This window comes from Variovorax sp. LjRoot290 (assembly GCF_964253985.1).
In the GTDB taxonomy this organism is placed as follows: domain Bacteria; phylum Pseudomonadota; class Gammaproteobacteria; order Burkholderiales; family Burkholderiaceae_C; genus Variovorax.
Genome location: NZ_CAXURW020000001.1, coordinates 236,250 through 247,571 on the forward strand (window position 1 = coordinate 236,250; position 11,322 = coordinate 247,571).

The window sequence follows — 11,322 nt, forward strand, 5'->3', positions numbered from 1 at the left end:
CACGAAACACGACAACGAAGGAGAAACCCGATGAACACCGCAACCCTCGCCGGCTCCCCCACCGGCGCCCCGCACGAAATGGCGGCGCGCGCCGACGACGCCCTCTTTCGCAAGATCACCTGGCGGCTGATCCCGCTGTTGTTCGCGTGCTATGTCCTCAACTACCTGGACCGCACCAACGTCGGCTACGCGCAGTTGCAGATGAAGGACCAGCTGGGCTTCAGCGATGCGATCTTCGGGCTCGGCGCCGGCATCTTCTTCGTCGGCTACGCGCTGTTCGAGATCCCGAGCAACCTGATGCTGGCGCGCATCGGCGTGCGCGCGACGCTGCTGCGCATCATGGCGCTGTGGGGGCTGACTTCGGCCGCGATGATGTTCGTCAGCACGCCCACGCAGTTCTACGTGCTGCGCTTCCTGATCGGCGTGTTCGAGGCCGGGTTCGCGCCCGGCGTGCTGTTCTACCTGACGCTCTGGTACCCCTCGCGCCGCCGCGCACAGGTCACGGCGCTGTTCTTCATGGCCTATGGCGCCGCGCCCATCGTCGCGGGGCCGATCGCCGGGCTCACGATGACCTATCTCGACGGCGCTCTCTCGCTCAGGGGCTGGCAATGGCTGTTCCTGCTGGAGGGCCTGCCGAGCGTGCTGCTGGGCATCGCGGCCTTCCTCTGGCTTTCCAACAGCCCCGCCGATGCGCCCTGGCTCAGCGGCGCCGAAAAGCTGCGCGTGCTGCGCACGCTGGAGGAAGACCAGGCCGCGCAAGGCTCGGCCGGGCGCCAGACCATCGGCAGCGCGCTGCGCGACGCGCGCGTGTGGCTGCTGGGCTTCATGTCCTTCCTGATCATCCTGGGCAGCTACGCGCTGGCGTTCTGGCAGCCGACGATGATGAAGGCCATGGGCCTCAGCGTGCTGCAGATCGGCTTCTATTCCATCGTGCCTGCGGTGGTCGGCATCGCGTCAAGCATCCTGGTCGGCCGCCATTCCGACCGCACGCGCGAGCGACGCTGGCACTTTGCGGTGGCGGCAGTCGTCGGCGCGCTCGGCTTGTCGCTCACCACGCTGTTCATGCACAACCCGCCGGCCGCGGTGGCCTGCCTGGCGCTGGCCGCGGCGGGCATCGGCAGCGCCTTCATCATCCTGTGGGCGGTGCCCGGATCCTTCCTGTCGAAGAACGCTGCCGCCACCGGCATCGCGCTGATCAGCACCGTGGGCGGGAGCGCGGGCATGGTGGCGCCGATGATGGTCGGTGTGATCAAGACCGCGACCGGCGGCTTCGGCTTGAGCCTCTACATCCTGAGCGGCGCGCTCGTGCTGTCGGCGCTGTTGATGCTGCTGGCGCTGCCGAGGAGCGCGCTGCCGCAGGCTCAGCGCGGTTTCTGAAAGTCGCCTTCGATCCACACCGCCGCGCTGTCGGCATTGAGCTTGAAGCCCGGGGCCACGCGCACCTCACCCAGCTGCGCGCCGAGTTCGTCGTGCGCGCGGAGCACGGCATGCGGGTTGTCCTCGTCCGGCACGATCTGCAGCGAGACTCGGATGCGCTCCGACCCCGCGCCGACGCTCACGCTCTTGTTGAGCTGCGCATGCAGCTGCTGCTCGTGCCGGCGCAGCACCTCGGCAGCCGTCTTGACCAGCGTGTGGAAGGCCGGCGCATCGAGCGGCTTGGGATTCTTCTTGTCGCGGCCCATGGTCCAGGGCCCGACCAGCGCTGGTTCGGGGTCGCCGTGGCGCGTCATCGAAACGGCCCAGCCGTCGTCGTCTTCGTTCTTGATCACGCGGGCGGTCCAGCGCTCGTCGCTCCAGAGGGTGGCTTCTTGAATGAGGGTGGTCTGTTCTGTCATGGGGGTGGGTCAGAAGATGGAAAGGCCGGTGCGCGCAACGAAGAGTTCGAGCGCCTTCATGCCCAGCAGCGAATTGCCCGTGGCATCGAGCGCGGGCGACCAGACGCACAGCGTGAGCTGGTCGGGCACCACCGCGACGATGCCGCCGCCGACGCCGCTCTTGCAGGGCAGCCCGATCGAGAAGGCCACGTCGCCGGCGGCGTCGTAGGTGCCGCAGGTCAGCATCAGTGCGTTGATGCGCCGCGCATGGCGCTCGGTCGTGATCTCCGGCTCGCCGTCGCGCGGGTGGGCGCCGTCGCGGCACAGGAAGCCGGCGGCGCGCGCCAGTTGCACGCAGCTCATGCGGATCGCGCACTGGTGGAAGTACATGTCGAGCACGGCCTCGACGCCATTGTCGAGCTTGCCGAAGCTCTTCATGAAATTCGCGAGCGCGTAGTTGCGGTAGCCCGTCGCGGCCTCGGAGGCTGCCACCTCGGAATCGAAGCCGATGGGCTCGCCGCACAGGTTGCGCATGAGTTCGAGGATGTCGGCCTTGGCATCGCCCTGGCTCACGAGCCGGTCGGCCACGGCGATGGCGCCGGCATTGATGAAGGGATTGCGCGGTCTGCCCTGCTCATGCTCGAGCTGCACCAGCGAGTTGAATGGATTGCCCGAAGGCTCGCGGCCGATGCGCTCCCACAGCGCGTCGCCCATGCGCCGCATCGCGAGCGTGAGCGTGAAGAGCTTGGAGATGCTCTGGATCGAGAAGGGCGTCGTAGCATCGCCGGCAGATGCCTCCTGTCCCTGGCAGGTTCGCAGCGCGATTCCGAACTGCTGCGCCGGCACGCGCGCGAGCGCGGGGATGTAGCTGGCGACCGTGCCGCCGGCGCCCAGCAGGGGGCGGATTGCGGCGTTGATCTCGTCGAGGATGGGTTGGAAGTTCATGAGCGTGGGCGTGACGCATTCATTTCGGTGGATTCTGCAGTCGCTTCCACGCAATGACCGGCCAGTCGCTGCGCATCTGGGCCGTCTCGCCGCCATAGACAACACTGCCGCCTTCCAGCGCATCCGGAAATAGCGCAGAAAACCCCGACAGCCCCCTGAAGTAGTCGGAGTTGACCGTGGCGCCGGCCTTGATCTCGACCGCGCGGAATCGACGTCCGGATGGCAGCAGCAGATCGACTTCGTTGCCGGTGGCGTCGCGGTAGAAATACATCTCCGCCGTCTCGCCGCGGTTGAAACGCGATTTCAACGCCTCGATGACCACGAAGTTCTCGAACAGGCTGCCGAACAGCGGATCGCGCGCGACCTGTTCCGGCGTACGCAGGCCGAGCAGCCAGCACGCCAGCCCCACATCGTGGAAGTAGAGCTTGGGACTCTTGACCAGACGCTTCGATGTGTTGGTGAACCAGGGCGGCAGGACGTGCACGATGTAGCTGGTCTGAAGCAGGTCCAGCCAGGCTCGCGCAGTCGCGTGCGAGACGCCGGCATCGTTGCCCAGGCTCGTCAGGTTCACGAGCTGGCCGATGCGACCTGCGCACAGGCGCACGAAGCGCTCGAAGCGTTGCAGGTCGTGCACTGCAGCCAGCTGGTGCAGATCGCGTTCCACGTAGGTCGCAAAGTAGTCGCCGAGGGCCTGCGAAGGATCCAGGCCGCGGTCGTGGATGCGCGGATAGAAGCCCGTAAGCAGGGTCTGTGAAAGTTCGGGAACGGGATGGATCTGTGCGACTTCCGCGAGCGAAAACGGCAGCAGGCGCAGCACGGCCGTTCGGCCCGCCAGCGACTGGCTTACGTGCGACATCAGTTCGAATTGCTGGCTGCCGGTCAGGATGAAACGGCCTGGCTACGCATCCTCGTCGACCAGCGATTGCAGATAGGACGGCAGTTGCGGCGCGCGCTGGATCTCGTCGACGATGGCGCCGGCTTCGATGCCCTTCAGGAAGCCGCGCGGATCTTCCTGCGCAAAGCGGCGGGTGTCAGGGTCTTCCAGCGTGACATAGCGCTTGCCGGCGAACAACTCGCGGCACAACGTGGTCTTGCCGCTTTGCCGTGGACCCGTGAGGGTGAGCACCGGGTACTGCTGTGCCAGGCGTGCGGCCAATGGGGCGATGTCGCGCGGGATCATGCCCCGATTCTAGGCAGGTCGTGCAAATTGAAGAAATTTTCTTCAGTTTGCACGACCCATTGATTCAGGCTTTTCCTTCACGCCCGCGCGTCGGTTCACCAGCACGATACCCAGGGCCACGCCTGCCAGCGCCAGCACCAGCTGCAAGGTCAGCGGCTCCTTGAGCAGCACCACGCCGAACACCAGCGCGAACAAGGGCGTGAGAAAGGTGAAGGACGAGATGCGCGTCGCCGGATAGTGCCGGAGCATCCACATCCAGGCCAGGTAGCTCGCGAAGGCGCCGATCGCGGTCTGCAGGAAGATCGAGAACCAGGCGTAGGTGGAGTATGAGAAGCCCCACCGCTCGCCGAGCGCGAGCGACAGCAGCGGCGAGACCGCCGCGGTGACCGCGATCTGATAGAAGAGCGTCTTCTCGGCGCTGGCAGTGGCGAGCCGGGTGGCGCGGATCGCCAGTGTCGTGAGCCCCCACAGCACGCCGGCCGCGAGCGCCAGCGCATCGCCGAACAACTGGCCCGAGCTGCTGTGGCCGAAGCTCTCGCTGAAGGCCAGCACCACGCCGGCGAAGGCGATCGCAAGCCCGATCCATTGCATGCCGCGCAGCCGTTCGGCCGGCACGAAGCGCGGCAGCAGCAATGCCACCACGAAGGGCGAGGTGTAGAGAAACACCGTGAGCCGCGAGGCGGTGGTGTGCTGCAGCCCGATGTAAATGCAGGTGAACTCGCCCGCGAACAGCAGGCCCGCGAGCAGCCCGCCGGCGAGCGTGCCGTCGCGCTCGAACAGCGGCACGCCGCGCCACAGGCACCACAGCCACAGCAACACCACCGCGCCCACCATGCGGATCGATGCCTGCCACAGAGGAGGCACCTCGGTCACGGTGGTCTTGATCAGGATCTGCTGCAGTCCCCAGAAAGCGCAGCAGGCGAGCAGCAGGGTGGTGGCACGGGTGTCGAGGTGGTGTTTTCTTTCGATCATTCTTTTCTTCTGGGACTTGTCTCTGTTCTGGGTGGGGCAAGCGCATACGAGGGATTGCCGTGCGTGCCGATCATCAGGTCGTCGACGACGAGCTCGACATCGGGCACGGCGCGCGCCGCCCGCGTCAGCCGCTGCGCCAGCGCGCGCGATGGCACGCAGCCTTGCAGATAGACCCAGCGCCGCTGCACCACGGCCCAGACGCTCGCGCGCTTTACGCCGGGCACGGCGGCAAGCGCCGTCTGCAGCTTGGGTGCCAGAACCTTGTCGTAGCGGTAGGCGTTGCTGTCGCTGCACTTGCCTTCGAGCCAGCAGCTGGTGCCGCGCTCCAGCCGCGCATGCATCTGGCTGCGGCGCTCTTCGGCGGTGTAGAGCGGGCCTTCTGGCACGGGGCAGCCGCGCGCACCCGACGACACCTGGAAGAAGGGATCGTCGAACCAGTTTTTCTTCTCGGGGCTGGCGATGGCTGCTGCGCAGGCCATGGCGAGCAGTGCCACCGGCGCCGCGCGGCGCAGGCGTAAAGGCATGCGCCGATCGTAGCCCGCCTGCGCGAATCCTTCAGGCGGTGGCCGGGGGACGTTGCTGCGCGCGGTGCAGGTCGGCCGTGGGATGCACGCGCTGGATCGGCGCGCGCTGGACATCGCGGCGCGCAATGGCGGCCACTTCGCTCATCAGCGCGCGCGCATCCCAGTCGATCGGCCAGCCCTGCCAGAGGCGCAGCGCGCCGTTGACGAACACCGCCTCGATCTGGTCGCGGTTCGCGAAGCGCACCAGCTCCCAGCTGAGGTCCCAGCTCGGCACGAACTCCGGCACGTCGAGGTCCAGCAGCAGGAAATCGGCGGCCAGGCCGCAGGCGATGCGGCCGGTGACGCTGCCCAGGCCCGCGGCCTCGGCGCCGCGGTGCGTGGCGTGGTCGAGCCAGAGCCAGCCGCCACCGCAGGAGGAGTCGCCGTTGGCCAGGCCGTGCGTCAGGCGCTGGGTGGCCTCGGCCGCGTCCATCAGCCGAAAGCCGTCGGCGCGCGTGCCGTCGGTGCCGAGGCCGAAGGGCACGCCCAGCATGGCCAGCAGGCCGGCATCGAGCACCGCGTTGCCTTTCCATTGGCTGGCCACCGGGTTGTAGGCGACGGCGGCGCCGCTGTCGCGCAAGAGGCCCATTTCACGCGGCGTCAGCAGCGTGGCATGCGCGAGCAGGGCCGAGGCGTTGAGCGCGCCGCAGGCATGCAGCAGTTCGAGCGGACGCTGGCCGCGCGCGACCAGCGAGCGTTCGACGGCAGCCAGGTGTTCGTTCACATGGGTCTGGAAGCGGCGCCCGCTTTCCTGCGTGAGGGCCGCCACGTCGTGCAGCATGCGATCGGTCGCGGCCTCCGGGATCGAGATCGCGAGCGAGGGATGCACCAGCGGGTCGTGTTCGAGCCGGGCCAGGAAGGTCGCGGCCGCGTCAAGGATGCGCCGGGTGCCGGCCTCGTCGCCTTCGAGGCCCGCGTCGTTGCAGATCATGCCGAGCACGCAGCGGATGCCGGTGTCGCGTGCCGCGCTCGCCACGGCATCCAGGCCGACCTCCGACCGGGTGCCCGCATCGACCACCGTCGTGAAGCCGCCGCGCAGCGACTCGAGCGCCGAGAGCTTGGCGGCGAGGTAGGCCGCTTCGGCACCGAGCGTGGATTCCATCGGCACCCAGATGCGGCGGAAGATCTCCGAGGGTTCGCCGAAGGCGAGCGCCTTGCCGAAGGACTGGGTCAGGTGCGTGTGGGTGTCGACCAGGCCCGGCATCAGGAGCCGCTGGGGCAATGCGATCGGCGCCAGGCCCGGATGCGCCGCGCTCACCTCGGCCAGCCGGCCCACCTGCGCGAAGCGGCCGTCGCGCACCAGCACGGCCATGTCCTGCTGCGGGCCCTCGGGCAGCATCAGCCATTCGGGGGCCAGCAACAAGTCCTTGCGTGTGTCGAGTTGGTCAGGAGACAGCATGGTCGCTCCGTTGAAAGTCTCAGGCCAGCAGCAGCCAGGCGAACCAGGCCCCCACGGCCAGCAGCAGCAGGGACACCATGCGCTGCATCTGCCGCACGTCGAGCAGGGCCGCGGCGCGCTGCCCCGCGATCGAGCCCGCCAGCATCAACACGCCGCAAAGCAGCGCAAGTGAAAGATCGAGCCGCCCTTCGATCGCATGCACCGTGCTGCTCGCCAGCGCCACGGGCAACTGGATGGCCTGCGCCGCGACCACCGCGAAGGCGAGCGGCTGGCGCAGCAGCATCAGGAGCGGGATCACCAGCACCGGCCCGCCGGTGCCGGTGAGTGCGGAGCCGAGCCCCACCAGCGCACCCAGCGCGAGCAGGGCCGTGGTGCCGAGCGCTGCCACAGATGCGGGCGCCGGGTTGGATGCCGCCATCAAGCCGCGCCAGCCCGCGAAAAGCACCAACGCCGTCACGCCGGACATGAGGAGCCCGGCCGGCAGCCAGCGCAGCAGCAGCGCGCCGGCGGCGGCACCCGCGAGCGCGCCCGCGAGCAAGGGCACGCAGCGCGCGGCCAGGGTCGGCTCCCGGTGCAGCGGGCCGAGCGCCACCAGCGCCGGCAGCGCGAAACCCAGCGATGCCGCGGCAATGGCCTGCGGCAGCGGCACCGCGCCCAGCTGGGTCAGCACCGGCACCAGCAGCACGCCGCCGATGCCGCTGGCGCCGATCAGCCCGCCGGCCAAGAGCACGGCCGGCAGCACGATCCAGGCGCTGGTCATCGTCATCAGCATCGGGAATCTCTCGTTGTCACTCGGCCTTGATGCCGGCGGTCTGGACCACGCCGGCGATGGTCTTGCGTTCCTTGGCCAGATAGTCGGCGAAGGCCGGGCCGGCGATCAGCTGCGGCTTGACCGCAATGTCACCGAGCTTGCGCGCGATTTCCGGGTCCTTGAGGGTGGCGTCGAGCGCGCTCACCCAGGCCGCGATCACGGCGGGCGGGGTGCCGGCCGGGGCCAGCACGCCGAGCCACGAATCCATCTCCAGGCCCTTGAGTTCCGGCGTTTCGGCCAGCGCCGGTATCGCCGGCGCGCTGGGCGAACGGGCCAGCGAGGTGACGCCGAAGGCCTTGACCTTGCCGTCCTTGATGAAAGGCTGCGCCAGCGTGAGCGGCAGCACCGCCAGATCGACCTGGCCGCCCGCCACGTCGGTCAGCACCTGCGGCCCGGACTTGTAGGGCACGTGCACGATGTCGATGCCGGCGCGCTGCTTGAACATCTCGGCCGTGACGTGCAGCGAGGTGCCGACGCCGTCGGTGCCGAAGTTGAGCTTGCCGGGCTGCGCCTTCGCGAGCTGGATGAGTTCGGCCGCGGTGCGCGCGGGCAGCGCCGTCTTGCCGATCAGCACGAAGGGCGAGGTGCCCACCGTCGCGACCGGCACGAAATCCTTGAAGGTGTCGTAGCGCACGGCCGAGGGTGCGACCAGCGGCGCGACGTTGAGCGGGCTGGCCACCGCGAACAGCAGCGTGTAGCCGTCGGCCGGCGAGCGCGCGGCCTTCTGGGTGCCGATGGTGCCGGCCGCGCCGGCCACGTTCTCGATCACCACCGGCTGCTTGAGCAGCTCGCCGAGCTTGGCAGTCAAGAGGCGCGCCGTGGCGTCGACGCCGCCGCCGGCCGAGAACGGCACAATCAGCGAGATCGGTTTGGCGGGGTAGCCCTGGGCCTGGGCGGCGCCGAGGCTGGCGCCGAGCGCGAGCGCGGCGGCGGAACGGAAGAAGGCGCGGGTTGCAAACATGGTCGTTTCCTCGGTCGATGGAATGAACGGAAAGAAAAGCACCCAGACGGTGTGAGATACTACTTGTTATGACATGTCATAACAAGCCATACAAACCCTATGCCAAATCAAATCCCAGGGTGACGAATGTCTGAACTTCCGCAATCGCTGCATGCACAGCTTCGCGACGCGCTGCGTGCGCGCATCCTCGACGGCCGGCTCGCGCCTGGCGCCAAGCTGCCTTCCGAAGCCGAACTGACGGCCGAGCACGGCGTAAGCCGCATCACCGTGCGGCAGGCTCTGGGCGCGCTGCAGGCCGAGGGCTTGATCGTCAAGCTGCACGGAAAAGGTGCTTTCGTGTCCCATCCGAAGGCGGCGCAGAGCCTGAACCGCCTGCAGGGCCTCAACGAGGCGCTGGCGCTGGAGCAGCATGCGGTCAGCAGTAAGCGGCTCGCGTGGCGCGAAGTGAAGGCGCCGGCTGCCGTGGCGCGCCAGCTGCAGCTCGCGGCCGGCGAGACGGTGTACCACCTGCAGACGCTGCGCTACCTCGACCGCGAGCCGCTCTCGGTCAACAACTCCTACCTGCCGCGCTTCCTGGGCGAGAAGCTGGCGCGCGTGGACTTCTCGCAGCGCGATCTGATCGAGGTCTTCGAGCACGAAGGGGGCCTGGAGATCGGCGAGGCGCAGCTCGAGATCGGCGCCGGCCTGGCCCGGCCGCAAGAAGCGAAGCTGCTGCAGCTCGCGCCCGGCTCGCCGGTGCTGCAGGTCGAGCGGCTGGTGCACGCGGCCGGCGGCGGGCCGGTGCATGTGGAGACCGCGGTCTACCGCGCCGACACCTTCCGCTACAAGCTCACCCTGCGTCGCTGAGCGCTGCCCGCGCTACAGCGGATGTTCGGTATAGAAGCGCCCGCCGTGGAACAGTAAGGGCGAGGCGCCCGGGTTGTGCGTGCAGCGTTCGACCTCGCCGACGAAGATCACGTGGTCGCCTTCGTCGTAGCGGCTGCGGTTGAAGCATTCGAAGATCGCAGCCGCGCCCACCAGCACCGGCGCGCCGCCCAGGCCCTCGGTGAAGGCCACATCGGCCCAGCGGTCGACGTTCTTGGTCGCAAAGCGTTCGGCCAGGTCCTTCTGGCTGGCGGACAGGATGTTGATCGCGTAGTGCGAGCCGGTGCTGAGCGCCGCCATCGAGGCCGCGCCGCGCGCCAGGCTCCATAGCACCAGCGGCGGGGCCAGCGAGACCGAGTTGAAGGAATTGGCCGTCAGGCCGACGAGGCTGCCGTCGGCGGCGCGCGCGGTGACGATGGTCACGCCGGTCGCGAACATGCCGAGGGCCTCGCGGAATTCGTCGGACGTGAAGGAAGGCGGTTGCGCCTGGGCAGGAGCGGTCACGGGGAGGCGGGGAAGTGAAGGCCTATTCTGGCCGATCGCCTCGGACGGCGCTGTCCGGGAGGTTTCAGCCGAAGAACCAGTAGCCGACGGCGATGGCGCCGATCACCCCCGCCAATTCGGCCAGCAGCGCGCATCCCACCGCATGCCGCGCACGCTGGATGCCGACCGCCCCGAAGTACACGGCCAGCACATAGAACGTGGTCTCGGTGCTGCCCTGGATGGTGGCCGCGACCCGCGCCGCGAAGCTGTCGACGCCCTGGCTCTGCATGGTCTCGATCAGCATCGCGCGCGCCGCGCTGCCGGAGAAGGGCTTGACCAGCGCCGTGGGCAGCGCATCGACGAAGCGTGCGTCCCAGCCCGTCAGCCCTACCAGCCAGCGGATACCGGCGAGCACCATGTCGAGTGCGCCCGAGGCCCTGAGCACGCCGACCGCGCACAGCATCGCGACCAGGTAGGGCAGCAGGTTCTTCGCGACGTCGAAGCCTTCCTTGGCGCCCTCGATGAAACACTCGTAGACCTTCACGCGCCGCAGCGCGCCGGCCAGCAGGAACGCGACCACGATCCCGAACAGCGTGAGGTTGCCGAGCAGCGAGGACAGCGAAGCCAGGGCAGCGGATGAAAGCGTCGCCAGCAGCGCCATGAAGCCGCCGAGCAGCAGCGCGCCCGGCAGCAGGTAGGCCAGCACCACCGGGTCCCACAGCCTGAGGCGCTGCACGAAGGCCACCGAGAGCAGCCCGACCAGCGTGGAAGCGCTGGTCGCGATCAGGATCGGCAGGAACACCAGCGTCGGATCGGCCGCGCCCTGCTGCGCGCGGTACATGAAGATCGTGACGGGCAAGAGCGTCAGCGAGGAGGCGTTGAGCACCAGGAACAGGATCTGCGCGTTGCTTGCGGTGGTCGTGCTCGGATTGAGCGTCTGCAGTTCGCGCATCGCCTTCAGGCCCATCGGCGTGGCCGCGTTGTCCAGGCCCAGCGCATTGGCCGCGAAGTTCATCGTGATGAGGCCCAGCGCCGGGTGGCCCGCGGGCACCTCGGGCATGAGGTGCCGGAACAGCGGCCCCAGCATGCGCGCGAGTCCGGCCACCAGCCCGGCTGCCTCGGCGATGCGCAGGAAGCCCAGCCACAGCGTGAGCGTGCCGAACAGCAGCACCATCACTTCGACCGACAGCTTGGCCATCGCGAACAGGCTTTCGACCAGGGCGGCGAACACCGCGGCGTCGCCGCCGACGAGCCAGCGCACAAGCGCAGCCAGCGCTGCCGTCAGAAAGAAACCGAGCCAGAGGCCGTTGAGCACGCGTATCCCTTGTTG

12 protein-coding genes and 1 pseudogene are annotated in these 11,322 nt (G+C 68.6%); 2 read left to right on the top strand and 11 right to left on the bottom strand.

What is annotated here, in order from left to right; genetic code table 11:
- The first annotated feature begins 30 nt into the window (after positions 1–30).
- On the top strand, positions 31–1,377 hold the full coding sequence (locus tag ACSQ9A_RS01265; protein ID WP_436302406.1) for an MFS transporter: 1,347 nt from the start codon (positions 31–33) through the stop codon (positions 1,375–1,377).
- Here ACSQ9A_RS01265 and ACSQ9A_RS01270 read toward each other — a convergent pair.
- From ACSQ9A_RS01270 to ACSQ9A_RS01310, 9 genes and pseudogenes are all read right to left on the bottom strand, one after another.
- Positions 1,362–1,835 carry a hypothetical protein gene (locus ACSQ9A_RS01270; RefSeq protein WP_436302407.1) on the bottom strand — a complete coding sequence of 158 codons (474 nt, stop codon included), beginning with the start codon at positions 1,833–1,835 and terminating at the stop codon, positions 1,362–1,364. The two genes, ACSQ9A_RS01265 and ACSQ9A_RS01270, sit on opposite strands and share 16 nt — an antisense overlap.
- Positions 1,836–1,844: 9 nt before the next feature.
- A complete protein-coding gene (locus tag ACSQ9A_RS01275; RefSeq protein ID WP_436302408.1) occupies positions 1,845–2,759 on the bottom strand; it encodes a glutaminase in 915 nt (304 codons plus the stop codon).
- 19 nt (positions 2,760–2,778) lie between these two features.
- A complete protein-coding gene (locus ACSQ9A_RS01280; RefSeq protein ID WP_436306234.1) occupies positions 2,779–3,576 on the bottom strand; it encodes an ATP-binding protein in 798 nt (265 codons plus the stop codon).
- Positions 3,553–3,939: pseudogene (locus tag ACSQ9A_RS01285) on the bottom strand (ATP-binding protein); the annotation flags it as partial. The pseudogene ACSQ9A_RS01285 and the gene ACSQ9A_RS01280, both read right to left, overlap by 24 nt.
- 42 nt (positions 3,940–3,981) lie before the next feature.
- Positions 3,982–4,911 carry a DMT family transporter gene (locus tag ACSQ9A_RS01290; protein ID WP_436302409.1) on the bottom strand — a complete coding sequence of 310 codons (930 nt, stop codon included), beginning with the start codon at positions 4,909–4,911 and terminating at the stop codon, positions 3,982–3,984.
- Complete coding sequence (locus ACSQ9A_RS01295) at positions 4,908–5,435, bottom strand: BON domain-containing protein (RefSeq protein WP_436302410.1); 528 nt, start codon at positions 5,433–5,435, stop codon at positions 4,908–4,910. The genes ACSQ9A_RS01290 and ACSQ9A_RS01295 overlap by 4 nt, the downstream gene beginning before the upstream one ends.
- Before the next feature lie 31 nt (positions 5,436–5,466).
- On the bottom strand, positions 5,467–6,873 hold the full coding sequence (locus ACSQ9A_RS01300; RefSeq protein ID WP_436302411.1) for an amidohydrolase family protein: 1,407 nt from the start codon (positions 6,871–6,873) through the stop codon (positions 5,467–5,469).
- Between the two features lie 19 nt (positions 6,874–6,892).
- Positions 6,893–7,645, bottom strand: a complete 753-nt coding sequence (locus tag ACSQ9A_RS01305; protein ID WP_436302412.1) for a TSUP family transporter — start codon at positions 7,643–7,645, stop codon at positions 6,893–6,895.
- 16 nt (positions 7,646–7,661) lie between these two features.
- The gene (locus ACSQ9A_RS01310) at positions 7,662–8,645 is read right to left on the bottom strand and encodes a Bug family tripartite tricarboxylate transporter substrate binding protein (protein WP_436302413.1); all 984 of its coding nucleotides are present in this window, start codon (positions 8,643–8,645) and stop codon (positions 7,662–7,664) included.
- A gap of 126 nt (positions 8,646–8,771) precedes the next feature.
- On the opposite strand from ACSQ9A_RS01310, the gene ACSQ9A_RS01315 reads away from it, so the two are divergent.
- Entirely contained in the window at positions 8,772–9,491 is a 720-nt protein-coding gene (locus tag ACSQ9A_RS01315) for a GntR family transcriptional regulator (protein ID WP_436302414.1), read from the top strand.
- Between the two features lie 12 nt (positions 9,492–9,503).
- Here ACSQ9A_RS01315 and ACSQ9A_RS01320 read toward each other — a convergent pair whose 3' ends face one another.
- Positions 9,504–10,013, bottom strand: a complete 510-nt coding sequence (locus tag ACSQ9A_RS01320) for a flavin reductase family protein (RefSeq protein ID WP_436302415.1) — start codon at positions 10,011–10,013, stop codon at positions 9,504–9,506.
- Between the two features lie 64 nt (positions 10,014–10,077).
- Entirely contained in the window at positions 10,078–11,307 is a 1,230-nt protein-coding gene (locus ACSQ9A_RS01325) for a nucleoside recognition domain-containing protein (protein ID WP_436302416.1), read from the bottom strand.
- Positions 11,308–11,322: the final 15 nt, after the last annotated feature.